This is a genomic window from Acinetobacter parvus DSM 16617 = CIP 108168 (assembly GCF_000368025.1).
GTDB classification, from domain to species: domain Bacteria; phylum Pseudomonadota; class Gammaproteobacteria; order Pseudomonadales; family Moraxellaceae; genus Acinetobacter; species Acinetobacter parvus.
Genome location: NZ_KB849212.1, coordinates 841,300 through 866,851, shown reverse-complemented (window position 1 = coordinate 866,851; position 25,552 = coordinate 841,300). Strand labels below are relative to the sequence as shown.

At 42.7% G+C, this 25,552-nt stretch carries 26 protein-coding genes; 20 read left to right on the top strand and 6 right to left on the bottom strand.

Annotation, left to right across the window (positions count from 1 at the left end; genetic code table 11):
- Positions 1-75: 75 nt before the first annotated feature.
- Positions 76-432, bottom strand: a complete 357-nt coding sequence (locus F988_RS10700; protein WP_004682958.1) for a hypothetical protein — start codon at positions 430-432, stop codon at positions 76-78.
- A gap of 92 nt (positions 433-524) precedes the next feature.
- Positions 525-923: a GGDEF domain-containing protein gene (locus F988_RS10695; protein WP_228127130.1), complete on the bottom strand. Its 399-nt coding sequence runs from the start codon at positions 921-923 to the stop codon at positions 525-527.
- Positions 924-1,371: 448 nt separating this feature from the next.
- Here F988_RS10695 and ndhC point away from each other — a divergent pair, with 448 nt between their 5' ends.
- The 16 genes from ndhC to F988_RS10615 all read left to right on the top strand — a co-directional run bounded on the left by ndhC (position 1,372) and on the right by F988_RS10615 (position 18,442).
- On the top strand, positions 1,372-1,923 hold the full coding sequence (gene ndhC / locus F988_RS10690) for an NADH-quinone oxidoreductase subunit A (RefSeq protein ID WP_004638048.1): 552 nt from the start codon (positions 1,372-1,374) through the stop codon (positions 1,921-1,923).
- A gap of 6 nt (positions 1,924-1,929) precedes the next feature.
- Positions 1,930-2,607, top strand: coding sequence for a NuoB/complex I 20 kDa subunit family protein (locus tag F988_RS10685; protein ID WP_004638049.1), 678 nt, complete (start codon positions 1,930-1,932; stop codon positions 2,605-2,607).
- A gap of 88 nt (positions 2,608-2,695) precedes the next feature.
- On the top strand, positions 2,696-4,483 hold the full coding sequence (nuoC, locus tag F988_RS10680; RefSeq protein WP_004682955.1) for an NADH-quinone oxidoreductase subunit C/D: 1,788 nt from the start codon (positions 2,696-2,698) through the stop codon (positions 4,481-4,483).
- A gap of 12 nt (positions 4,484-4,495) precedes the next feature.
- Positions 4,496-5,005 carry an NADH-quinone oxidoreductase subunit NuoE gene (gene nuoE, locus F988_RS10675; RefSeq protein WP_004682954.1) on the top strand — a complete coding sequence of 170 codons (510 nt, stop codon included), beginning with the start codon at positions 4,496-4,498 and terminating at the stop codon, positions 5,003-5,005.
- Positions 5,002-6,327 carry an NADH-quinone oxidoreductase subunit NuoF gene (gene nuoF / locus F988_RS10670; protein ID WP_004682953.1) on the top strand — a complete coding sequence of 442 codons (1,326 nt, stop codon included), beginning with the start codon at positions 5,002-5,004 and terminating at the stop codon, positions 6,325-6,327. Before nuoE ends, nuoF begins: the two co-directional genes overlap by 4 nt.
- Before the next feature lie 11 nt (positions 6,328-6,338).
- Positions 6,339-9,023 (top strand): NADH-quinone oxidoreductase subunit NuoG, encoded by a 2,685-nt coding sequence (gene nuoG, locus F988_RS10665; protein WP_004682952.1) that lies wholly within the window; start codon positions 6,339-6,341, stop codon positions 9,021-9,023.
- Between the two features lie 3 nt (positions 9,024-9,026).
- Positions 9,027-10,043: an NADH-quinone oxidoreductase subunit NuoH gene (gene nuoH / locus F988_RS10660; protein ID WP_004663752.1), complete on the top strand. Its 1,017-nt coding sequence runs from the start codon at positions 9,027-9,029 to the stop codon at positions 10,041-10,043.
- 18 nt (positions 10,044-10,061) lie between these two features.
- Positions 10,062-10,604: an NADH-quinone oxidoreductase subunit NuoI gene (gene nuoI / locus F988_RS10655; RefSeq protein ID WP_004663751.1), complete on the top strand. Its 543-nt coding sequence runs from the start codon at positions 10,062-10,064 to the stop codon at positions 10,602-10,604.
- Entirely contained in the window at positions 10,604-11,122 is a 519-nt protein-coding gene (nuoJ, locus tag F988_RS10650) for an NADH-quinone oxidoreductase subunit J (RefSeq protein WP_171055684.1), read from the top strand. Before nuoI ends, nuoJ begins: the two co-directional genes overlap by 1 nt.
- Entirely contained in the window at positions 11,122-11,430 is a 309-nt protein-coding gene (gene nuoK, locus F988_RS10645; RefSeq protein WP_004638057.1) for an NADH-quinone oxidoreductase subunit NuoK, read from the top strand. Before nuoJ ends, nuoK begins: the two co-directional genes overlap by 1 nt.
- Positions 11,427-13,322: an NADH-quinone oxidoreductase subunit L gene (nuoL, locus tag F988_RS10640; RefSeq protein WP_004663747.1), complete on the top strand. Its 1,896-nt coding sequence runs from the start codon at positions 11,427-11,429 to the stop codon at positions 13,320-13,322. The genes nuoK and nuoL overlap by 4 nt, the downstream gene beginning before the upstream one ends.
- A 1-nt stretch (position 13,323) precedes the next feature.
- The gene (gene nuoM, locus F988_RS10635) at positions 13,324-14,922 is read left to right on the top strand and encodes an NADH-quinone oxidoreductase subunit M (RefSeq protein WP_004682949.1); all 1,599 of its coding nucleotides are present in this window, start codon (positions 13,324-13,326) and stop codon (positions 14,920-14,922) included.
- A 3-nt stretch (positions 14,923-14,925) separates the two neighbouring features.
- Entirely contained in the window at positions 14,926-16,422 is a 1,497-nt protein-coding gene (nuoN, locus tag F988_RS10630) for an NADH-quinone oxidoreductase subunit NuoN (protein WP_004682948.1), read from the top strand.
- Between the two features lie 107 nt (positions 16,423-16,529).
- Complete coding sequence (upp, locus tag F988_RS10625) at positions 16,530-17,165, top strand: uracil phosphoribosyltransferase (protein ID WP_004663741.1); 636 nt, start codon at positions 16,530-16,532, stop codon at positions 17,163-17,165.
- 117 nt (positions 17,166-17,282) lie between these two features.
- Complete coding sequence (locus F988_RS10620; RefSeq protein ID WP_004663739.1) at positions 17,283-17,576, top strand: cold shock domain-containing protein; 294 nt, start codon at positions 17,283-17,285, stop codon at positions 17,574-17,576.
- Between the two features lie 188 nt (positions 17,577-17,764).
- A complete protein-coding gene (locus F988_RS10615; protein ID WP_004682946.1) occupies positions 17,765-18,442 on the top strand; it encodes an excalibur calcium-binding domain-containing protein in 678 nt (225 codons plus the stop codon).
- Between the two features lie 13 nt (positions 18,443-18,455).
- Here the strand turns inward: F988_RS10615 and gigC are convergent, their stop codons facing one another.
- Positions 18,456-19,340: a LysR family transcriptional regulator GigC gene (gene gigC, locus F988_RS10610; protein ID WP_004675077.1), complete on the bottom strand. Its 885-nt coding sequence runs from the start codon at positions 19,338-19,340 to the stop codon at positions 18,456-18,458.
- A 90-nt stretch (positions 19,341-19,430) separates the two neighbouring features.
- Here gigC and F988_RS10605 point away from each other — a divergent pair, with 90 nt between their 5' ends.
- The gene (locus F988_RS10605; RefSeq protein ID WP_004682945.1) at positions 19,431-20,192 is read left to right on the top strand and encodes a ferredoxin--NADP reductase; all 762 of its coding nucleotides are present in this window, start codon (positions 19,431-19,433) and stop codon (positions 20,190-20,192) included.
- A gap of 22 nt (positions 20,193-20,214) precedes the next feature.
- Here the strand turns inward: F988_RS10605 and F988_RS10600 are convergent, their stop codons facing one another.
- Positions 20,215-20,637, bottom strand: a complete 423-nt coding sequence (locus F988_RS10600; RefSeq protein WP_004682944.1) for a hypothetical protein — start codon at positions 20,635-20,637, stop codon at positions 20,215-20,217.
- Positions 20,638-20,844: 207 nt separating this feature from the next.
- On the opposite strand from F988_RS10600, the gene F988_RS10595 reads away from it, so the two are divergent.
- From F988_RS10595 to F988_RS10585, 3 genes are all read left to right on the top strand, one after another.
- A complete protein-coding gene (locus F988_RS10595) occupies positions 20,845-21,045 on the top strand; it encodes a hypothetical protein (protein WP_004682941.1) in 201 nt (66 codons plus the stop codon).
- 228 nt (positions 21,046-21,273) lie between these two features.
- Positions 21,274-22,902, top strand: coding sequence for a mechanosensitive ion channel (locus F988_RS10590; protein WP_004682939.1), 1,629 nt, complete (start codon positions 21,274-21,276; stop codon positions 22,900-22,902).
- Between the two features lie 222 nt (positions 22,903-23,124).
- A complete protein-coding gene (locus F988_RS10585) occupies positions 23,125-23,304 on the top strand; it encodes a hypothetical protein (protein WP_004675071.1) in 180 nt (59 codons plus the stop codon).
- A gap of 46 nt (positions 23,305-23,350) precedes the next feature.
- Here the strand turns inward: F988_RS10585 and F988_RS10580 are convergent, their stop codons facing one another.
- Together F988_RS10580 and F988_RS10575 are read right to left on the bottom strand one after the other, a co-directional pair.
- Positions 23,351-24,547 carry a BaiN/RdsA family NAD(P)/FAD-dependent oxidoreductase gene (locus tag F988_RS10580; RefSeq protein ID WP_004682937.1) on the bottom strand — a complete coding sequence of 399 codons (1,197 nt, stop codon included), beginning with the start codon at positions 24,545-24,547 and terminating at the stop codon, positions 23,351-23,353.
- A 53-nt stretch (positions 24,548-24,600) separates the two neighbouring features.
- On the bottom strand, positions 24,601-25,473 hold the full coding sequence (locus tag F988_RS10575; protein WP_004682936.1) for a 1-aminocyclopropane-1-carboxylate deaminase/D-cysteine desulfhydrase: 873 nt from the start codon (positions 25,471-25,473) through the stop codon (positions 24,601-24,603).
- Positions 25,474-25,552 lie beyond the last annotated feature (79 nt).

The window sequence follows — 25,552 nt, the reverse complement described above, 5'->3', positions numbered from 1 at the left end:
ATTTTATAAGAAACCAAAGCCATTATGGCTTTGGTAAAGTGTATGGCTTAAAACTTGGATAGATTGACTTACTCTTTATTCATGCACAGATGGGTCGGGTTCAATCAATGGCTGTCCTGAGCGTAAACCATTAAGCGCATCCGTATTAAAGTCAATCAACAGTGAATTGTTCTTAATATCAATTTTATAGCTTTTGATGAGTGCCTGATCTCCATTGAGGGTTTCTACCTTGTAACTATCGGCAATATTGAGAATACTTTCTAGATTGGTTGTGGTCGCCGCAAAATCCTCTCTAAATACTTCGTATATGTCTCTTAAATCAAAAATCGCGTTGTCAGCATCTGGATGTTTTCGAACATAATTTTCTATATGGCGCATCAGTAGTTGTGAAAAAAAGAAATAATCCGAGTCGTGGGTGTATTCTAGATGCATATTTTTCTCCTTGTTTGCTTCTTTTAGAATACTCATCTATTGCGTCGGCTGTGTATAAAGATAATTAAAGTATTTTGCTGAATTGCAACATATTATGTCGAAATGACCACCCAATTTCGGCCCTGTCTTTTTGCCTGATAAAATGCATCATCCGCTTGATTGAATAAATGCTTCATCGCTTGATGGTTCTTAGGCATGCAAATACACAGGCTAATGCTGAGCTGGATGAAAAAATGCCGTTGTTGATCAATTGAAATAGCGGTTTGGCTCATGTGTTGGCGAATCTGTTCAGCACAGGCGTAGGCAGCCTTAAGGCTGGTGTCTGCCATAAAAATGGTGAGCTCCTCGCCACCCAAACGTCCGAGCAGGTTATTCGGTCTAAGCTGTACCTGAATGGTTTGGGGTTTAAACGCTTTAAGTCGTTGCCTGAACGCTGCAAAGGCGGGTACGCTTAGCCAACAATCGCACCGATAAAGCTGGTGGGGCGTCATGTTTGTGGAGGACGCTTCAGTAACTCTAGCAAAACCGAGTTGGCAGGTTTAAATGAAGCCAGAAAAGTTAAGTGTGGTGTGGCACTATTATATAAAATTTGTTTAAATTTTCATCATAAATTTATCGCAATGCAATGATTTAGTTCATGCTGCAATATTTTTGCGCATAGGGTGCGAAAGGCGGATGTTTTTGGCGCACGAGTAAAGAAAAAAATGATTAACTTCTGGTGTTTGATTAGTTAATTCGATTTTTGAGGGTGAATTAACCATGTTATTGGATATATTTGTAAATTTAAGGACAAAATCATCCGAAAGACTAAAGCGCTTCAACTAGCATGAGAAATTAGAAATCAGGTACAATTGGCGGAATTAATTTTGTGTTTGGTGTATTTGAAGGCCAATACATACATTCTTTGTTAAAAATAGGCCTGCCAGGAGTTATCCCCGCATGAGTGCCATTACTCCATACGATTGGGCGATTATTGCCTTCGTGATCGGCGTTACATTTCTTTGCGTTTTTATGCTGACCGTTCCTTTACTCCTTGGGGGTAAAGCATGGGGACGTGCCAAGCAAGAACAGTTTGAATCAGGTGTAGTGAGTGCGGGTGGTGCCCGTATTCGCTTGTCAGCCAAATTCTATTTAGTTGCAATTTTCTTTGTCGTTTTTGATTTAGAAGCACTTTACCTCTACGCGTGGGCAACTTCTGTGCGTGAAGTAGGTTGGGTTGGCTTTGCAGCTGCTGCAATTTTTATTTTGATTTTATTGATTGGTTTGATTTACGAACTTTCAACTGGTGGACTGAATTGGGCACCTTCGGATCGTCGTAAAGCAGCAGGGATCAAAACAAAAATTGGTTCACCAAATATGAATATCGCTGACATTACTCGATTCAATAATATCGAAGAACTCGTTGTCGATCCTACTGGTCAAATTCCAGCACAGTCTTCTGGTCGTGTTAAATCTAAAACACCGACTACATCATCATTTGAACAGGAGTAAGTCGGGATGAAATATACTTTAACCCGTGCGAATCCGGATGCCGATCAATATCCATTACAAGATCGTCAAATCGTCACTGATCCACTTGAGGAAGAAGTGAATAAAAGTGTGATGATGACACGTCTTGAAGATGTGTTGCATACCGCAGTCAACTGGGGACGTAAAAACTCATTATGGCCATTTAACTTTGGTACATCATGCTGCTACGTTGAATATGCAACAACTTTGACAGGCGTACATGACTTATCACGTTTTGGTGCTGAGGTTATTCGTGCTTCACCACGTCAGGCTGACTTGATGATTGTTGCAGGGACTTGCTTCGTTAAAATGGCACCTGTTATTCAGCGTTTGTACGAACAAATGTTGGAACCAAAATGGGTGATCTCAATGGGTGCTTGTGCTAACTCAGGTGGTATGTACGACATCTATTCAGTGGTTCAAGGTGTAGACAAAATTATTCCTGTTGATGTGTACATCCCAGGTTGCCCACCACGTCCAGAAGCATTGATTCAAGCATTGATGTTACTTCAAGACCAAATTCAACTAGAGCGCCGTCCACTTTCAGCGGTTATTGGTGATGATCTTCAGCCTGTGTATAAGCCAAAGATGATGCCAGAACGTGACCGTAAAAATGCTGAACGTATTGCGGTGAAAAACTTACGCTCTATGGATGAAATTAAATAATTTTAACGATGAGTTTTTGACATATCCCTGATGGATATGGTCATCGGAAAGAATTGCCAGAATTTGTATTAAATAGGAAGCCAAGCCAATGGCTGAAACTGACATTGCTATGCCAGAATCGACTCAAGTCGATTCACGCCCAGCATTTGCAATTGTAGAAGAGCTCAAAACCAAATTTGGTGAGAACTTTTACGTGCAGACGACTTGTGAAGAGTTTCCAACAGTCTGGGTTGAGCGCGCACGCGTGCAAGAAGTCCTTATGTTCCTCCGTAAAGTGGAACGTCCTTATGTGATGTTGTTTGACTTATCTGCGGTAGATGAGCGTTTGCGTGTTCACCGTGATGGTTTACCAGCATCAGACTTTACTGTGTTCTATCATTTGTTATCGCTTGAGCGTAATAGTGATATCCGTATCAAAGTTGCATTAAATGAAAGTGATTTAAGCATCCCAACCGCAACCAATATTTGGCCAAATGCCAACTGGTACGAGCGTGAAGCTTACGATATGTTTGGTATCGATTTCGCAGGGCATCCGATGCTCCGTCGTATCTTGCTGCCGACTTATTGGGAAGGTCATCCGTTGCGTAAAGAATATTCTGCGCGTGCGACAGAATATACGCCATATATGCAAGATCAAGCGAAACAAGATTTCGAACAAGAACACTTACGCTTTGTCCCTGAAGACTGGGGTCTAAAACGCGGTAACGCTGATGAAGACTTCATGTTCCTCAACTTAGGTCCTAACCACCCATCTGCACATGGTGCGTTCCGTGTCGTATTGCAATTGGACGGTGAAGAAGTGAAAGACTGTGTGCCTGATATTGGTTATCACCACCGTGGTGTGGAAAAGATGGCTGAACGTCAGACATGGCATTCATTTATTCCTTATACCGATCGTGTTGACTACTTAGGCGGTTGTGCGCAAAACATGCCTTATGTGATGGCGGTTGAACAGCTTGCTGGTATTAAAGTACCTGAGCGTGCGCAAGTCATTCGTGTGATGTTAAACGAATTATTCCGAATCAATAACCACTTATTATTCTGTGGTACAGCGATTCAGGATGCGGGTGGTATGACTCCTGTATTCTATATGTTCGCAGACCGTCAAAAAGTCTATGACATCGTTGAAGCGATCACGGGTTACCGTATGCATCCAGCATGGTTCCGTATCGGTGGTACGGCGCATGACCTTCCAAACAATTGGCAAAAACTTGTTAAAGAGTTGCTAGAGTGGATGCCAAAACGTTTGAACGAGTACTATACTGCGGCACTTAAAAACTCAGTATTTATCGGTCGTACCCGCAATGTTGCGCAATACGATGCTAAATCTGCGTTGGCGTGGGGTGTGACGGGTACTGGTTTACGTGCGACGGGTATTGACTTTGATGTTCGAAAATATCGTCCATACAGTGGTTATGAAAACTTCGACTTTGATATTCCAGTGGAATATGAAGGCGATGCATATGCACGTGTCTTGGTTCACTTCCGTGAAATTACTGAGTCGTTGAAAATTATTCAACAGTGCTTGGACAACATGCCATCTGGTCCTTATAAAGCGGATCATCCACTGGCTGTCCCACCACCAAAAGATAAGACATTACAAGATATTGAAACCTTGATTACGCACTTCTTGAGCGTGTCTTGGGGTCCTGTCATGCCTGCAGGTGAGTCATCATTTATGACTGAAGTAGTGAAAGGTGCGAGTACTTATTACTTGACTTCAGACAAGTCAACCATGAGTTACCGTACTCGTATTCGTACACCGACTTTCACGCATTTGCAGCAAATGCCTTCTGTGATTAATGGCAGTTTGGTTTCTGACTTGATCATTTATTTGGCGACCATTGACGTGGTTATGGCTGACGTGGATCGCTAGAGGTAAACGATTATGATGATTTTGACTGATAAAAAACCTCGTGTGAATGTTGAAGGGATTTTGACCGCTGAAGAAATCCATGACATTGAACATCATATTGATCACTATCCATATCCACGTGCGGCATCATTGGATGCATTAAAATGCGTACAACGTCGTAATGGCTGGGTAGATGACGCTCAAATGAATGCGATTGCGCAATTGTTGACAATCAGTGTGGCGGATTTAGAGGGTGTAGCAACGTTCTATAACCGTATTTATCGCCAACCTGTAGGTCGTCATGTGATTTTGTTATGTGACTCGATTGCATGCTTCTTGATGGGTGCAGAAACTTTAGCAGAAGCATTTCAGCGAGAGTTAGGCATCCAGTATGGACAAACCACTCCAGATGGTCGTTTCACCTTGCTCCCAATTTGCTGTTTAGGCAATTGTGATAAAGGCCCAACGTTAATGATTGATGAAGATACTCACGGTTTAGTGGATGTGTCATCAGTTAAACAGTTATTGGAGAAGTATGTATGAATACTGAACCAAAACCAATTTATGGCGACGGTAATCCAGAAACTCATCCACTCACTTGGCGTTTGAGTAAGCAAGATGCTGTACGCAATGCTGATGAATACGAAGCTTTAGAAGGTTATGCAGGCTTCAAAAAAGCGCTCAGCATGCCACCAAAAGATGTACTTGACGTGATTAAAGCTGCGACGGTTAAAGGTCGTGGTGGTGCAGGTTTCCCAGCTGGAATTAAATGGTCGTTGATGGCGCCAAATGATGGTGGTCCACGCTATTTAATTTGTAATGCTGATGAAATGGAACCAGGGACCTTTAAAGACCGTTTGTTGATGGAAAAACTTCCACATCAATTGATCGAAGGGATGTTGATTGCAGGTTATACCCTTGAAGCAACGCATGGTTATATCTTCATTCGTGGTGAATATATCGAAGCTGCTCAATACTTGAATGAAGCATTAGAGCAAGTTCGTGCCAAAGGTTACTTGGGTGAAAACATCCTCGGTACTGGTTGGAACTTTGAGATGTATGTTCACACGGGTGCAGGGCGTTATATCTGTGGTGAAGAAACTGCATTAATCAACTCGCTTGAAGGCCGTCGTGCCAATCCGCGTACCAAGCCACCATTTCCACAGGTGGCAGGGGCATGGGGTCGTCCAACGATTGTCAACAACGTTGAAACCTACAACAACCTGCCTGCAATTATGCTGCGTGGTCCTGAATGGTACATCAACCTGTCAGCGCACAAGTCCAAAGACCCAGGCACCAAGATTTATGGTGCGTCAGGCAAGGTCAAGTTCCCAGGTCTTTGGGAATTGCCATTTGGTACAACTGCGCGTGAAGTGATTGAAGACCATGCAGGTGGTATGCGTGACGGTCTAACACTGAAAGCATGGTTACCGGGTGGCGCATCAACAGATTTCTTGGCGGCTGAACATATTGACTTGCCAATGGACGCTGAAAGCATCATGAAAGCAGGTTCACGTTTAGGAACCTGTTTGTTGATGGTGGTTGATGAAACCCAATGTATGGTCTCTGCAACGCGTAACTTAGAAGAGTTCTTTGCACGTGAATCATGTGGTTTCTGTACACCGTGCCGTGATGGTTTACCTTGGGCAGTCAAAGCGCTGAAAGCACTCGAAACAGGTACAGGTAAGAAAGAAGATATCGATCATTTACAAGAACTGACGCGTAAATTATGGATCGGTAAAACTTTCTGTGCTCACGCACCGGGTGCGATGGAGCCGCTTATGGGCGCATTAAAATATTTCCGCCATGAGTTTGAAGCAAAGGTTAAAACCCATGCTGCTGCTCTTGACGTAGAACAAGCTTAAGGAATTCGACTATGGCTACAATTCATGTCGATGGAAAATCGTATGAAGTCAATGGCTCTGAAAACTTGCTGCAAGCATGTCTCAGCCTTGGTATCGACATCCCGTATTTTTGTTGGCACCCATCCTTAGGTTCTGTTGGTTCTTGTCGTCAATGTGCTGTTACGCAATATAATAATGCGGAAGATACACGTGGGCGCTTAGTCATGTCTTGTATGACACCAGCTGCTGACAATACCTTTATTTCCATTGAAGACAAAGAAGCAACGGATTTTCGTGCATCAATCGTTGAATTCTTGATGACCAATCACCCACATGACTGTCCAGTCTGTGAAGAAGGTGGTCACTGTCATTTACAAGATATGACGGTGATGACACAACACGATCGTCGTCGCTATCGCTTCACGAAGCGTACCCATCATAATCAAGAGTTGGGTTCGTTTATTGCACACGAAATGAACCGCTGTATCGCGTGCTATCGTTGTGTGCGTTACTACAAAGATTATGCTGGTGGTACCGACTTTGGTGTTTATGCGAATGCATCACGTGTTTATTTCGGTCGTCCAGAATCAGGAACTCTAGAGTCTGAATTTTCTGGTAACTTGACTGAAGTCTGCCCGACTGGTGTGTTTACTGATAAGACGCATTCAGCACGTTATAACCGTAAGTGGGACATGCAATATGCACCAAGCGTATGCCAAGGCTGTTCTTCAGGTTGTAACATCTCACCAGGTGAGCGTTATGGCGAAATCCGTCGTGTTGAAAACCGTTTCAATGGTTCAGTCAATCAATACTTCTTGTGTGATAAAGGTCGTTTCGGTACAGGTTATGTGAATCGTGCAGATCGTCCACGTCAACCACAGTTCCGTAATGGTGACGCTGTTACAACCGTGAGTGTGGATCAAGCACTTGATCAAGTCATTGCTCAACTAAAAGGCAAAAAAGTATTAGGTATTGGTTCACCACGCGCAAGCTTGGAATCAAACTATGTGCTACGTCAATTGGTTGGACAAGACAACTATTCAACTGGATTGTCTCAAAAAGAGCAAAATCTGGTTGAATTGGCTGCTTCAATCATGCAAACACAGGGTATTTACAACCCGAATATGCGTGAAATTGAAAGTTACGATGCGGTGTTGATCTTGGGTGAAGACTTAACTCAAACTGCGCCACGTATGGCTTTATCGGTTCGCCAAGCAGCGAAAAATAAAGCCAAAGAAATGGCTGCTGCTACTCGTACACCAGACTGGTTAGCAGAACCTGTACAACGTATTGGTCAAGAAGCAAAATCACCGATTTATATTCTTGCTGCAACACAAACGCGTTTAGCGGATGTTGCAACAGGTGAAGTTGTTGCATCGCCAAATGACATCGCACGTTTAGGTTTTGCTGTCGCTGCTGCTGTAAAAGGTGAAACAGTATCTGGTCTTGACGATGATGCAAAAGCATTTGCACAAACCATTGCTGACACTTTAAAAGCGGCGAAAAAACCATTGATTATCTCTGGTACAAGCTTGCAAGACTCAGCGATTATGGAAGCTGCTGCACAAGTTGCACAGAATCTTGGTGAAAATGCTGGTTTATCTTTGACGGTTCCTGAAGTGAACTCAATGGGTCTAGCATTATTCGGTGGTTTAAGCTTAGAACAGGCATTTGCTCAAGAGTATGATGCTGTTGTTGTGGTTGAAAATGACTTAACTCGTCGTTTACCAGTTGCACAAGTCAAAGCTGCACTTGAGAAAGCTGAGGCTGTAATTGTATTGGATCATAGTGAAACAGAAACTCTGAAACTAGCAGATATCGTTCTTTCTGCTGCAAGTTTTGCTGAAGGTGATGGCACTGTAGTGAGTCAAGAAGGCCGTGCACAACGTTTCTATCAAGTGTATGACCCAAGCTACTACAAGCCTGAATATGCGATCAAAGAATCATGGCGTTGGTTACATGCTGTTGAGACAGGTCTTAAAGGTAAAGCAGTCGATTGGACATTGCTTGATGATGTAATTGATGACATCGTGAAGAATGTACCAGTACTTGAAGCGATTCAAGATGTTGCACCAGATGCAGGTTATCGTGTTCATGGTTTGAAAATTGCACGTGAGCCACGTCGTTACTCAGGTCGTACTGCAATGCGTGCACCATTATCTGTTCATGAACCTAAACAGCCAACTGATCTAGATTCAGCATTAACGTTCTCGATGGAAGGTTATGTCGGTAATCAGACAGCTTCTTCGCTAGTACCTTTCGCATGGGCTGCCGGTTGGAACTCGCCACAAGCTTGGAATAAATACCAAGATGAAGTGGGTGGTCACTTAAAAGGCGGTGATTCAGGTGTGCGTCTATTTGATCGTTTAGCTAAACGTCCTGCACGTAGCTATGTTGCACCGACTGCCGTGGTTGTGAATCCTGAAAGCTTCCGTCTTGTGCCAATGCACCATATCTTTGGTTCAGGTGAATTCACCATTAAAACACCAGCAATGGAATCACGTATTCCTGAAGCGATGTTTGCCGTGGGTGAACAAGATGCGACGCGCTTAAATGTTCAAGATGGTCAACGTATTACCGTGAAAGCAGGCGAAACGAGCATCAGCTTACCTGTACAGGTCATCGAATATTTACCAACAGGCTATATTGGTTATCCAATTGGTCTAGCACCAACCGTTTCATTGGCAGAGCCTGTGTCTGTGGCAGTAGGAGTGTAATTCATGAATCAAGAAATTATACGTCAAACGCCACTTTGGGCTGAGAACTGGCCAATCGCTTATTCAGTGATTCAAGCAGTTGTGATCCTGTTGGTGGTGGTTTTGGTTGCTGCGTTAATGTCATTTATTGAGCGTCGTCTCCTGGCATTATGGCAAGACCGTTATGGTCCAAACCGTGTTGGCCCAGGTGGTATGTTCCAGATCGTTGCCGACATGCTCAAGATCATGTTTAAAGAAGACTGGACACCAAAGTTTGCCGACAAGCTGACTTTTCGTTTAGCACCAGCAGTTGCCATGGCAACTGCGGTACTTTCGTTTATGGTCATCCCAGTAAGTCCTACACTGGGCGTTGCGGATATGAGTATCGGTCTATTGTTCTTTATGGCAATGGCAGGTATCGCAGTTTATGCAGTGCTATTTGGTGGTTGGGCGTCTAACAACAAATACTCATTACTCGGTGGTCTTCGTTCTGCTGCTCAAACTATTTCTTATGAAGTGTTCTTGGGTATCTCATTGATGGGTGTAGTTGCGATTGCAGGCTCATTCAACCTACGTGAAATCGTTGAAGCTCAACGTGATGTTTGGTTTGTTATTCCACAATTCATTGGTTTCATTATCTTTGTTATTGCTGGTGTTGCAGTGACGCATCGTCATCCATTTGACCAACCAGAAGCTGAGCAAGAATTGGCGGAAGGTTATCACGTTGAATATGGTGGGATGAAGTGGGGGATGTTCTTCGTTGCGGAATATGTGAACGTGGTTTTAATCTCTGCACTGATCGTAACGTTATTCTTCGGCGGATGGCTTGCACCATTTAACTTAGAAATTCCATTTGTTCCACCCGTTTTTTGGTTCGTGATTAAAACAGCATTCTTTGTAATGATGTTTGTATTGGCGCGTGGTTCTTTAATGCGTCCACGTTATGACCAAGTGATGAATTTTGGTTGGAAAGTTTGTTTGCCATTGGCGTTGGTCAACTTGTTAGTGACTGGTGCTGTGATTCTGATGAATCAGGCCTAGGACAGCAGGGAGTACAAAATGTATAAAATTCTAGCTGGATTTGGATCGATTGTCCGTTCGTTGTGGATGGTGTTTAGCCATGTAACACGTAAACGTGACACGATTTTATATCCAGAAGTACCAGCTGAACAAATTGTGCCTCCACGCTTTCGTGGTCGTATCATCTTGACGCGTGATCCAGATGGTGAAGAGCGTTGTGTGGCATGTAACCTGTGTGCGGTTGCATGTCCTGTTGGCTGTATTTCATTACAAAAAGCGGAAAAAGAAGATGGACGTTGGTATCCAGAATTTTTCCGTATTAACTTTTCACGCTGCATTTTCTGCGGTATGTGTGAAGAAGCTTGTCCTACAACTGCAATTCAGATGACTCCAGATTTTGAACTTGCTGAATATGTACGCCAAGACTTGGTTTATGAAAAAGAAAACTTATTGATTTCTGGCCCAGGCAAATATCCTGACTATAACTTCTACCGTGTCACTGGTATGGCAGTAAATGGTAAGGAAAAAGGTCAAGCACAAAAAGAAAGTGCACCAGTTGATGTACGGAGCTTATTACCATGATGTGGCCATTTTATTTGATGGCACTTGTGGCCATCGTATCGACAATTCGTGTTGTGACAAATGCGAATCCCGTACATGCTCTTTTAAGTTTAATCGTTTCTTTACTTGCTGTTGCTGGTATTTTCATGATCGTAGGTGCGCCTTTTGCGGGTGCACTTGAGATTATTGTTTATGCTGGTGCAATCATGGTGTTGTTCGTCTTCGTGGTCATGATGTTGAACCTTGGACAAGATACCATTGAACAAGAACGTAAATGGTTAACCTCTGATGCATGGGCATATCCTGCATTAATGAGTTTCTTATTGGGCTTGGTTCTGGTTTGGATGTTGGGTGGAGAATACACCACGATTTCTGCACCATTAGGTACAGAAATTGTAGGTCCTAAAGCAGTCGGTCAAGCATTATTTACGCATTATCTATTATTGGTAGAAGTTGCCGCGATGTTATTGCTTGCAGCCTTAGTTGCTGCATATCACCTTGGCAAACGTGAACCAAGTGCAGAAGAGGATAAAGAATAATGGGACACATCCCTTTAGAACATGGTTTGATTGTTGCAACCATCCTTTTTGCACTCGGTTTTTACGGTGTAATGGTGCGACGCAACCTATTATTTATGCTAATGAGCCTTGAAGTCATGATGAATGCTGCTGCATTGGCATTTGTTTTGGCAGGTAGTGTTTGGGCTCAACCAGATGGACAAGTGATGTTCATTTTGATCCTAACGCTTGCTGCTGCCGAGGCGTGTATTGGTCTTGCGATCGTCCTTCAGTTTTATCATCGCTTCCATCACTTGGATGTGGATGCTGCTAGTGAGATGCGCGGATGAGTACATTATATTTAACCGTTTTATTCCCGCTCATTGGTTTTATCCTGTTAGCGGCAGGGCGTAACAAACTGTCTGAAAATGTCGCTGCCATTATTGGTGTCGGTTCAGTGGGTTTATCTGCCTTATTTGCTTTAATCGCAGGCCTTGCATTTACTAGCAGTGGCCAAACTGTTTTTGTTCAACACTTATGGACGTGGTTCAGTGTTGGCGGTTTTGAGCCAGGCATCAGCTTGCACCTCGATGGTTTGTCATTATTGATGACAGGTATGATCACAGGTGTTGGTTTCCTGATTCACATCTTTGCATCATGGTATATGCGTGGTGAAGAAGATTACGCACGTTTCTTCTCTTATTTCAACCTGTTCGTTGCCAGCATGTTGTTGTTGGTACTCGGCGATAACTTGGCGTTATTGTTCTTGGGTTGGGAAGGCGTAGGTCTGTGTTCATACCTCTTGATTGGTTTCTACTACTCAAACCCTGCAAATGGTTGGGCAGCAATCAAAGCATTCACCGTAACCCGTGTGGGTGATGTTTTCTTACTCATCGCATTGTTCTTGCTCTATCAACAGTTTGGTACGTTGAATACACAGTACATTGTTGAGCATGCAGCGACTGTGATGACGCAAAGCTCATCATTGTCGATTTGGACAGCATTGATGTTGTTCTTAGGTGCAGCAGGTAAATCAGCGCAAATTCCATTACAAACTTGGTTAGCTGATGCGATGGCTGGTCCTACGCCAGTATCTGCATTGATCCACGCTGCAACGATGGTGACAGCGGGTGTGTACTTATGTTGCCGTATGTTCTCTGTGATGGAAATGGCACCAGAAGTAATGCAGTTCATCTCGATTACAGGTGCAGTAACCTTACTTGTAGCTGGTTTTGCCGCATTGGTTCAAACCGATATCAAACGTATTTTGGCTTACTCAACTATGAGTCAGCTCGGTTATATGTTTATGGCGGTGGGTGCTGAGGCGTATCAAGCTGGTTTGTTCCATATGCTTGCTCACGCATTCTTCAAAGCGTTATTGTTCCTTTCTTCGGGTGCCGTAATTCTTGCATGTCATCACGAACAAAACATTTTCAAAATGGGTGGATTACGTAAAAAGATTCCATTTGTATTCTGGTGTTTCGTCATCGGTGGTGGTGCGTTAGCTGCACTTCCAATCGTAACAGTTGGCTTCTTCTCTAAAGATGCCATCTTAGGTGCAGTATATGCACAGTCTACGATCGCAAACCTTCCACTTTATAATACGTTGTATTGGGTGGGTGTAGCGGGTGCATTCTTAACGTCTATCTATACGTTCCGTTTAATCTGGGTGGTATTCTTTGGCGAAGAAAAAACCCATGCACATGCCATTCATGGTGTGACTTACTGGGCACCGCTTGCAATTCTTGCGACCTTATCAACAGGTGTTGGTTATTTCTTGCAAGCACCTGTTGCAAAATTATTGACTGCTGCAAGTATTCCAAGCTTTGTTGTTCCTGAAGCTTTAGAAGAAGCGGTTGCACATGCAGAACATTTAGCAAGTGGTGTTGCCCTTGTTGGTTTGGTTGTTGGTATTTTCTTATTTGCCTTTGCGTATGGTGCGGTTAAATCATTTGCTCAAACATCTTTGGGTTCTGGTTTAGCACATATTTGCCGTACCGCATTTGGTTTTGATGCTTTGTATGACATCGTTTTTGTAAAACCATATTTATTGATTGCGAAAATCTTAGGTCGTGATCCAATTGATGGTTTATGGTTAGTGCTACCTGCACTTGTGAAAGGTGGGAATAGCTTTACAAGTTCGCGTCAAACAGGTTCATTGCGTGAATACGCATCAAGTATGTCACTCGGTGTAGTGGTATTATTGATGATCTTGATCGTGATTCAGGTTGTGGGGAAATAAAATGGAAAATAATTTAATTTTACCCGCACTGATTTTAGTTCCTTTCATTGCTGGTTTTATTTGTTGGTTGGTTGATAAATTTGACCAACATTTGCCACGCTGGATTGCCTTGATTGGTATGCTCATTACCTTTGGTTTGGGTATTGCACTATGGCAAACTGGTACATATAGCTATGAGTTGGGCGGAAAGGTTCCAACCTGGGCAGCTGAATTCCATCTTCCATGGATTCAGACTTTAGGGATTAGTATTCACTTGGCTGTGGATGGCTTATCTTTACTCATGGTTTTACTGACTGCATTACTAGGTGTGATTGCTGTTGGTTGTTCATGGGGTGAAATTCAAAAGAATGTTGGTTTCTTCCACTTAAACCTCCTTTGGAGTTTAGGTGGGGTCATCGGTGTATTCCTTGCAATTGACTTATTCTTGTTCTTCTTCTTCTGGGAGATGATGCTTGTACCAGTCTATTTCTTGATTGCGTTATGGGGACATTCAGGTTCGAATGGTCGTTCACGTGTTTACGCTGCAACCAAGTTCTTCCTGTATACGCAAATTGCTGGCTTGATCATGTTGATCGGTATCTTAGGCTTGGTGGTCTATGGATACATGATGACAGGTATGATTGGTTTCGATTACAACTATTTATTGGCTGTTGCGAACCACTTGCCGCCTGAAGTTGCCTATGCATTCATGCTGTGTTTCTTCATTGGTTTTGCGGTGAAATTACCAGTATTCCCATTACACGGTTGGTTACCTGATGCGCATGCACAAGCACCAACAGCGGGTTCTGTGGACTTGGCGGGTATTTTGATTAAAACCGCAGCGTATGGTCTGCTTCGTTTTGTGATTCCATTCTTCCCAGCAGCATCAGCACAGTTTGCTGATATTGCAATCATTTTGGGTCTGATTGGTATTTTCTACGGTGCATTCTTAGCCTACCAACAAACAGACATGAAACGTCTGCTTGCGTATACGTCTATTTCACACATGGGTTTCATTTTACTTGCAATCTATGCAGGTAATATTCTGACTTTCCAAGGTCTGATGATCATGATGTTGGCACATGGCTTGTCATCTGCTGCATTGTTCATTATGTCTGGTCAGGTCTATGAACGTTTACATACCCGTGATTTACGTTTAATGGGTGGTCTTCGTGGCCAACTGCAATACTTGCCATTCTTCCTGATGTTCTTTGTTGCAGCGCTTGTCGGTGTACCAGGTCTAGGTAACTTTATTGGTGAATTCCTGATTCTTATGGGTTCATTTAAAGCTTTTCCAGCCTTTACCATCATTGCTGCAGTAAGTTTAGTATTTGCAGGTCTTTACGGTCTGATTCTGATTCACAAAGCACTTTTCGGCGAACCAAATGCTGAACAAAAGCAACACTATACGAGCCCACTGAAAGATTTGTCATTACGTGAAGTGAGCATTTTGATGATCTGTGTGATTGGTTTACTTTGGTTAGGACTTTACCCACAGACATTCTTGGATATGTCACATTCAAGTATGCAGTGGTTAGTCAATAGTTATATGCCAGTACAAGAAGTTGTCGAAACTGTTCAACAGACTGCGACTCAACTTGAACAAGTGGAGATGCGATAAACCATGAACTTCACACTTTCTTTTTCTGAGCTTATGCCACTTGCCCCAGCGATGATTGTGGCATTGACTGCAGTTGTTGTGATGTTATTGATTGCGATTAAACGTAATCATAATCTGATTGCAACAACGACAGTTGTGGGTCTAAACCTTTCTGTAATTCTAATTGCATATACCATGTTTAGCGGGCACTTTGTCCCTGCGAACGTGATGGGCATGTTTATGGTTGATTCATTTACCATGCTCTACCAATTCCTGATTTTGATTGCTGCTTTGGCTTGTAGCACACTTTCACATGCCTACATTGAAACGTATAAAGATAATCGTGAAGAACTTTATATCTTGTTACTTTGTTCTGTAGCAGGTGCAATGCTATTGGTTGCAAGTTCTCATTACGCTGCTTTCTTCATTAGCTTAGAGTTAATGTCAATTCCTGTGTATGGTATGTTGGCTTACACGCATCAACGTAGCCAATCTTTAGAAGCGGGAATTAAGTATCTTGTACTCTCAGCAACTGCATCTGCGATGTTGTTGATGGGTATGGCATATATCTATGCGTATACAGGTTCATTGTCATTCTATGATTCTGTTCAAACTTTGATGACTGCGATCAAGCAACCAATGGTGCTATTAGGTCTAGGTCTCATTATCTTTGCTGTTGCATTTAAGCTTTCACTTGCACCATTCCATAAATGGACGCCTGATGTGTATGCGGGTGCACCAGCACCTATGGCGACATTCCTGGCAACGGCTGCCAAAGTTGCAACGATTGGTTTATTTGTACGTTACTTATTAAGTTCTGGTGCAATCTTAGTTGAACCAATAGTGACTGTTTTGACAGTTATTGCTGTGTTATCAATTTTGGTCGGTAACTTACTTGCAGTACGTCAAGTTAACTTAAAACGCATCCTTGGTTATTCATCAATTGCACACTTTGGTTATTTGTTGATTGCTTTGATTAGTATGACGTATGCAAGTTTAGGCAGTGTAACGGTTTATGTGATTACTTATGTATTTACAACAATCGGTGCATTTGGTGCAGTTGCGTTAATGTCTAGTCCATATAACAACGTTGATGAAGCACAAAGTCTTGCAGACTACCGTGGTTTGTTCTGGCGTCGTCCGATCTTGACTGCAACATTGACCGTGATGATGTTGTCATTAGCAGGGATTCCATTAACTGCAGGTTTTATTGGTAAATTCCTTGTGATAATGGCTGCTGTAACAACTCAACATTGGTTCTTAGCTGCAATGGTCGTTGTAGGAAGTGGTATAGGCTTATACTACTACTTACGTGTCATGGTGGTGATGTATATGACACCGCCAGATGTTCCACGTATTGATGCTGATGCACATTGGGGAACCAAGGTCGGTGGTATCATGGTACTCGGTGCCGCATTACTTGTACTAATTCTGGGCATCTATCCAGACCCAATGATCAATTTGGCATTGAAATCAGAGATTCTTTCTCCATTACATTTCATGTTATCTCAGCAACAATAATGATTTGATTTGTACAAAAAAGCCTCCAAAAATTGGGGGCTTTTTTATTGAAGAGTAAAAAAACGCTTTATAATAGGCAAAGATTAATATTAGTTAGGTACTTACTCGTGTCTATTCAGGAAATTCGCCATCCGTTGATTCGCCATAAACTTGGTCTGCTCCGTCGTTCAGACATCAGCACAAAGAACTTCCGTGAATTGGCGCAAGAAGTCACGATGTTACTGACTTATGAAGCAACTAAGGACCTTCCTGTTGTCGATCATGAAATTGATGGTTGGGCAGGTAAAGTTTCGACTCAACGTATCGCAGGTAAGAAGATTACCATTGTACCGATTCTACGTGCTGGAATTGGTATGCTTGAAGGCGTACTGAGCTTGATTCCAAGTGCCAAAGTGAGTGTCTTGGGTTTAGAGCGTGATGAGGCGACTTTAGAAGTTCGTACTTACTATAAAAAATTAGTACCTGATGTTGCGAATCGCTTAGCGATGATTATTGATCCAATGCTGGCAACGGGTAATTCACTTATTGCGGCAATTGATGTGCTTAAAGCAAGTGGTTGTAAAGATATACGTGTTATGGTTTTGGTTGCTGCACCTGAAGGTGTTGCAAAAGTAGAAGCTGCGCACCCTGATGTGCGTATCTATACGGCATCGATTGACCAAGGTTTGAATGAGGATGGCTATATCGTTCCAGGTCTTGGTGATGCGGGTGATAAGATTTTTGGTAGTGTTCAAAAAGATTAATTTTTGAAAATATGCTTAAAACAGAGACTTAATCCAACCGTATGGTTTTCAGGGGAGGATTTAAAGTCTCTTTTTTTATATACTGAAATACATTACTTGCAAAATTAGGTGAATGTCATGAAAAAAGAATTTTATCAGGGAAAAGTTAAACAATATAATCCAGACAAAGGGTTTGGTTTTATTGCAACTGCTGAAGGCGAAATCTTTTTTCATATTTCAGATTTTCCTGCATCGGAAGGTGAGCCGAAACGAAATGAAAAAGTAAAATTTGTAGCCCTAGAAAATAATGGAAAATTTAAAGCAGTACAAATTGAACGAGTAGATCCGAATCCTGCAAAAACTAAAAAAAATAAAATATTGGCTCATAATGAATCGATTACATCAGAATTGTTATCAAACTTTCGGCGTTAGGAGAATGCATGATGAATCGCTCATCAGCAAATAAAAATACTTGCTTTGGCTTTATCGCTGTCCAACAGCGCAGCATTATTTTTTGTGATGATGTCAAATTTGATATATTACGTTGTGAATTTTTTAGGGTAATGTGATGCTAAAAACTGGAACAATTAAAAAATCTAATAAAGAGTGGGGTTTCCGTTATGCAAAGTGATATTGATATTGTAGTTACTCAAAGTAAGACTTTGGAAGCATTGCTAGAGCAAAAATTTGGTGCTACTGGGCGTGGGTTGCATGAAAAATTAAGTAGTATTGAATATCAGCTTGAAGCTGGGCTGGTGAAGAATATACGTTGGATAGCCACTATGCGTAATAAAGTGGTACATGAAAATTTCCAATTGACCAATCAAAATGACTTTTTAAGAAGTTGTCAGCGTGCTTTAGAGGGCTTACAAAACTCGCAGCATACAACGTCGGAACGTGTAAATTCCTCATCACGAAATTCATATAACACAACACCCAAACGTATCGTATCTCATTCAAGAAGAAAAACTAAACGAAAGAGTGAATCAGGTGGTTTTTTTGGGACAATCATTACAGTCATTATTTTTGGCATAATCGGCTATTTTGTGTATGGTTTTATTCAAGACTTTTTGCATCGTAATGAATTGACAAATCAACCTGTAATACAGGAAACCTTAAAAATAGCAAATACTCAAGCAGTAAGTAGCAATCCCAATCATTTTCAATGTGATGGGCGAACTCACTGTTCTCAAATGCGATCACTTGAAGAGGCACGTTGGTTTGTAAGAAATTGTCCAAATACACAAATGGATGGAAATAATGATGGTGAACCATGTGAAAATGATTCACGTTGGTAAAAAAAGATCAGGCTTAAACCTGATCTTCACAAAACTGCAAGAATGCCTTTAAACCAGGTCCCTGATACTTCTGACGATGTACCAGCATAAACAGGGGACGGGTGAGTTCCCAGAAAGGTGTATCCAGAATGACCAATTGACCCTTTTCCTGAAGCGGTTCAATCGCAAGCCGTGATACACAGGTTATCCCCAGACCATTGGCAACAATTTTCAGGATGGCTTCATTGTGACCTAGGGTAAGGCGAATGTTGGCATCAGGTAGGTCTTTTAATATAGCGTTGTCAAAGACTTCACGTGTGCCTGAACCCTCTTCACGTAAAATCCATTCCACATCATTAAAGTCTGCTGGAGTGAGGGGATGGTTTAACTGGGTTAAGGGATGTTGTGGAGCGCAACACACCGCGAGTTCATCATCACGCCAATGGATGCACTGTAACTGGGGCAAATGGCATGAGCCCTCAATCAGGGCCAGATCAAGCTGAAACTGGTTTACCGCCTCAATCATTTGACGGGTATTGCCCACCTGTAACTGTAAATGTGCCTGTGGATGACGTTGTAAAAAATCTGCCATAAGGTCAGGCATCAGGTAGTCGCTTATAGTCAGGGTTGCACCTAGACGGAGATCGATACTTTGTAATTCACCCTTGGCGGCCTGTTCAAACGATTCGCAACGACCTAAAATTTCCAGGGCCTGCGGCAACAAAAAACGGCCCAGATCATTTAACTGCAAGCGCTTGCCCAAGCGGTCAAATAACGGTGCGCCAAGACCATCTTCCAAATCGGCCAGGGCCATGCTTGCCGCACTTTGGGTGAGTCGGACAGCATCACTCGCCTTGGTTACAGTTCCCTCTTGAGCGACCGCCACGAAAACAGCCAATTGGCGTAATGTCATGCGCATGTTAAAAGCCTTACCGTTCGAGTTTAAAAGTATTCATGAATTATCTGATCATGCTAACATGAGCTCACTGTTTCGTGCCACGTTCAAATCATGTCAATTGAAAAATTTAGCGTAGAAAAGGTTTTATCTGTACATCGCTGGGCCCACAATCTGTTTAGCTTCACCATGACCCGACCAGCGCATTTTAAATTTACTGCAGGGCAGTTTGCCCGTATTGGTTTAATGGTTGGTGATGAACTGGTGGTGCGTGCTTACTCAGTGGTGTCTTCGCCATTTGATGAAACGCTGGAATTCTTTTCAATTGTCGTTCCCGATGGGGCTTTTACCTCAAACCTGCAACATTTAAAGGTGGGTGATGAGCTGTATCTTGAAAAAATATCTTATGGCTATTTAACGCTGGCACGTTATCAGCAGCCTTTACCACAGGATTTATGGCTGTTGGCAACGGGAACGGGTTTGGCACCATTTTTATCAATGCTGCAAGACTTTGAGACCTGGAATAAATATCAACAAATCAATTTGGTCTACAGTGTTCGTACCGCATCCGAACTGGCCTATGTTGACCGTATTCAGGAAATCGCCAAGCTATTTGGTGAGGGGCATTCAGGCTTTAGATTTATTCCAATTATCACCCGTGATCCAAATGCGGCTTTACATGACCGTTTACCAGTTCTGATTGCAAATGGTGAGCTGGAAAAGGCGGCAGGATCAGAATTGAGTCCAGCAAGCAGCCATGTCATGTTGTGTGGCAATCCACAAATGGTGGAAGATACCAAGGAAGCATTAAAACAGCGTGGCTTGACCATGAACCGCCGTGGTGAGGGGAATATTGCGGTGGAGAATTATTGGTAATATTGGGTGGACTGGATATGTTTTAGTGTACGAACATATCCATAAATTCACGGATTTCCTGAATCGCGGTATCAACATCGGTGGTGAGCCATGTGGGTTCAAACAGTCCTGCATAGTGTTCCAGACGTTCCTGTGGAACAACAAGGCGAACAGGGCATTCTTCCTCAAGCAAACGCCACGGCAGAATCGGAACCTCATTGTCCAGAAAAGCCTGAACATCGCGGATATCCACAATCATCGCATTGATGCATTCAGGAAAAGGCATCACTGAAAGTTCTTCGGTACGGCGGCGGAAATATTCAAGATCGCCCCATTTCAGGGTATAGCTGGGTTTGTTGAACTCAATCAGTCCAATCAAATGCTCATCTCGTGTGTAATGTAGAAAACACTGATGGGTTACATCCGTATCTAGATCAAGTGAGACACTTTGCTGTTGGTAGGACATAAAGCAGAACATTTAGGAATTGAGGGCGCGTAGTATAGCCTATTTTTAGTGTTTTCTAAACCGCGTATATTTTAAACAAAAAATAAGGAAGAAACAGTAGAGTTTTGCAACAGAAACAACGATAGTGCGAAGCTTTTTCACACAATGCAACATAAGCAGTTGCTAAGATAAGAGCCTGAGAAATAAAAATTATGAGGGCTAGCTATCATGCATGATTTTAGTAAGCCACAGCCTCATGTGGCAAGTCAGGAGGAAGTTGCAAAGAAAAGGAAATTACCCATTTACATATTGGTCATTGTGGGGATTTTCCTGATTGCACTTCTTGTTTATATGGTCGCGGATCATTCAGCGAATCCAACTGCACAGGCAATGTTGTCTCATATGCAGTCGGTACTTTTGGATGCCTAGATCATTTATTTTTAGACCAAAACCTGTTGAATTGAAAAAGCTCATTGGTGTGAATCAATGAGCTTTTTTGCAAAATTATGCGGACTTTTTGTTGTATTAGTGCTGCCGTTTATTGATTGTAAAATAGACAAAAATTAAGGTTGAGACATCCATAAGTTATGTTCTTGGTTATAGAGCGATCATGGGTGGTTTGATTAATTTTAAAACACAACATAAGGATAACAACACATGAATGAATATTTTACTGATCCCTCCCTCAGAGGAGGATTCGATGCAATGTATTATTGGGACCAGTTTCACCCAATTTTAGCGGCAATTGTTATCTTACTTTTAGGTTGGATTATTGCATTGATTGTTGCTGCTGGCGTGAAAAAGTTACTCCAGAAACTGAACACCAATCATAGATTGTCTTCTGCCACTGGTCATAAACCAAATATTGAAAACCTGCTTTCCAAACTGGTTTTCTGGTTTGTGATTATCCTTGCCGTTGTCGGGGCATTGAATGTGCTGAACATCAGTGGCGTGAGTGATCCATTCAGCAATATGGTTGGTCGGATTCTGGCCTTTATTCCAAACCTGCTGGCGGCCGTTGCAGTCGGTTTTATTGGCTGGATATTGGCAGGGCTGGTCAAGGCAGGACTAACCAATGTGCTTGCCAGAACGGAAATGGACGAGAAGCTCAGCAATGAGGTGGGTGTAGGCTCACTCAGCAGTAATATTGGTGAAATTTTCTACTGGCTGGTGTTGTTGCTGTTCCTGCCGATTGTGCTGTCTATTCTGGGGCTAACAGGCCTGTTGATTCCTGTACAGAATATGGTGAATGAGGCGGTTGCTTATTTGCCGAACCTGTTTATTGCGGGCGTCATCATTTTTGTGGGCTACATTTTGGCAAAAATTGTGCGTGGCATTGTCGAAGGGTTGAGTAACAGCCTTGGCTTACAGACACAGGCAGAAAAAATAGGTTTGTTTAAGAACTCCAATGTATCCAAATTTCTGGGTTCGTTTGTTTTTGCCATCATTATTATCACCGCCTTGATTGTGGCATTTGAGGCACTGGGTATAGAAGCAATTTCTCAACCTGCCACAGCAATGCTCAATCAAATCATGTATGCAATTCCACAAATTATTGCTGCTGGTCTGATCTTGATTGTGGCGTATGTAGTTTCCCGTTTTGTTGGACGTTTGGTGGCCGAACTGGTTTCAGGAGCGGGTGTTGATGAAATTCCAATGAAGCTGGATATGCAACGCTTCCTTGGAAAAACCCGTGTTTCAGATATCATCGGTTGCTTGATTGTGTTCTTTACCATGTTGTTTGCGGTTTCAGAGGCTGCTGACCGACTTGGATTGGAACAGATCAGTGTGCTGATTGCAATGTTTATCCAGTTTGGTGCCAGTATCCTGCTTGGTGCAGTAATCCTGGTTGTCGGTTTCTGGCTGGCCAATGTGGTTGCCAATGTGATTCAACGTGGTGAATACAATAGCTCACGCTGGTTGGGCAATCTGGTTCGTATTTTAATTATGGGCTTGGTGATTGCGATGGGATTAAGGGCAATGGGTATTGCTGACTCTATTGTGAACCTCGCATTTGGCTTAACCCTCGGTTCAGTTGCTGTCGCGTTTGCTCTGGCTTTTGGTCTAGGTGGTCGTCAACCTGCGGAACGTTTACTTAGTGATCTGTTGGATAAAGCAAAAACTGAGGCAAAACAGCCAAATCCGTTGCGTCAAAATGAGATGATGCCAAACAATCCAGTGAGTCCAGCAACTCCTGCGCCAGCCAATCCAGTGAATCCGATAGCGCCAACACCAATCAATCCAGAGAATCCAAAACCACCGACTCCTCCATATTCGGATGAATAGTAAAAATAATCTTTGATTTTTTTGGTCAATTCGACCACTCTAGGCAGGGTGGTCGTTTTGTTTGTATAGTGGCTAAAATCCCCTCATACTTCGTTATGAAACTTGCCAATAGATTTGCTATTACCTACGTTTCATGCCTAGTCTGATGAAATTTTAGCCTACAACGCAATTCATTTATAAAATATCAACCGCCCCAAAATAAAAAGTCTATAGGAGGATAAAATGAAGAGGCCAAATCGTGTATTCGCACCCATTATTATTGCAGGCATCACTGTAGGCTTTTTGGCCAGTGCGTATAAGTTTGTGGTTGCCAAGTCGGGTTCAGTGAAAGAGAAACCGATTGAAAATACTCAGCAGGCACTTTCCTCAGAGGCAGCAAACTCTTCAGATGAACGAAGTTAAAATATTTCAAGGGTAGTGCAAAACACTATTCTGTACTGCAAAACAGCTAGACAAACTGGGCTGCGGCTTGGGCAGATGACCATGCCCACTGGAAATTATATCCCCCTAGATGACCTGTCACATCGAGCACTTCACCAATAAAATACAAGCCTTTCTGTTTCTTGCTTTCCATTGTTTTTGAGGATACTTCGCTGGTATCCACTCCTCCAAGCGTGACCTCGGCAGTACGATAACCCTCCGTTCCCGATGGCTTCACTGTAAATGCATGCAGTTGCGCTGCAATCTGTTCAAGTTGAAGATCGCTGATATTTCCAATCGCTGTCTCACTTAGCTCCGCCCAAATCAGTTGCTGTAGTTCCAGCACGATACTTTTTGCAGTGAATTCATTTAACAGGGTACGCAGTAATACCTTAGGCTGTGCTTTTTTCTTTTCCTTAAAAAATTGCACGAAATCCTGACCTGGAAAGAAATCAATGTTGAAGCTTTCCCCTACATGCCAGTAATTTGAAAGCTGCAATGAGCTTGGGCCACTTAAACCACGATGGGTAAATAGCAGGGCCTCGGTAAATTGATGGCGGTCATTGATTAAGGTGGCATCTAGGGCATTGCCGCTTAGTCGTGTCGTGACTTCCTTAAAATGGTCTGAAAAGGTAAAGGGGACCAGACCTGCACGGGTAGGGAAAACATGATGGCCAAACTGCTCTGCAAGTTCATAGCCAAATCCTGAACCGCCTAGGGTTGGAATGGATAAGCCACCTGTTGCTACAACCAGTGATTCACAATGATAAGTTCCTTGGCTGGTTTCAATGACAAAACCTGAATCAGTCTGGGATCTTATCTGCTGAACTTCGCAGTGGGTTTGAATTTTGACCTGTTTGGCCTTGTCACATTCTGAGAGTAACATTTCCAGAATTTCCTTGGCCCCGTTCAGGGTAAACAGTTGTCCGTGCTTGCGTTCTTCGTATTCAATGCCATATTCACAGACCAAGCCAATAAAGTCCCAGTTGGTATAACGGCTAAGGGCCGAAATCACGAAATGTGGATTTTCGGAAATATAGTTGGAGGGCTCAACATCCAGATTGGTAAAGTTGCATTTACCTCCCCCTGACATCAGAATTTTTTTACCGATCTTATTGGCCTTTTCCAGTACCACAACCGAACGCCCACGTTTGCCTGCTTCAGCAGCCAACATCAGGCCTGATGCACCCGCACCTAAAACAATAACATCAACCTGATGAACCATGAGTATTACTCGGTAGACGAAAAGCGGGCAATTATAAAAGATTTAAACAGCTTTTAGTATGTTTTGAGTTTCCCTTGCAACCCACCTGTATGAATGACCAGGATTCGAGTGTGGGCAGGGAAATGACTGTGCTGGATTAAATCAAGAAGTCCCATCATCATTTTAGCGGTGTACACCTGTTCCAAGGGGATATCATATTGTTGTTCAAATTGCTGCATAAATTGCAGCAGTTCAAGCGTGGTTTTGGCATAACCACCACAACAATAGGCATCAGTTAAAGACCAATTGCTTTTATCAGTCCATTGTTGAATGTCATGTTTGAGAAAATCACCTTTTAATGCAGAAAAGCCTAAAACATGCTGTAGCTCTGAGCTGCTTTCAATAATGCCTGCAAGGGTTCCACCTGTACCCACAGCACAACAAATTACGTCATAATTTTCTAAATCATCAGGGGAGAGGATTTCCTGTGTCCCTTGAATGGCAAGGGCATTGCTTCCGCCCTCTGGAATAATAAAGGCTTGAGGGTATTGTTGCTGCAACTGTTGTAGATACTCAGCTTGATGGCGTAAACGATATTCGAAACGACTGAGAAAATGTAGTTGCATCCCTAAATCCTGCGCTGTTTGTAGCGTTGGATTGAATGGTTGCGAAGCCAGTTCTTCACCACGAATCATGCCAATACTTTGAAAACCAAAATGCTGTGCTGCAAAGGCTGTTGCGGCAATATGATTGGAAAATGCACCACCAAAAGTGAGGACTTGAGAAAAACCTTGCTGTTGTGCTGCCAAGAGGTTGTATTTCAGTTTAAAAAACTTGTTGCCCGAAATCTGGGGATGAATCAGATCAAGGCGTTTGATGGTCAGTTGAACAGGCTGGGGAAGCTGCAATGTTTGATAAGGAATGGGAAAGGCAATGTGATCAAACATTTTTTGCGAACGAGAAATGAATTTGACCACATTGTAAATGTATTTGATTGAGAATGTCAGTAGAGGTTTTTTCTCATCT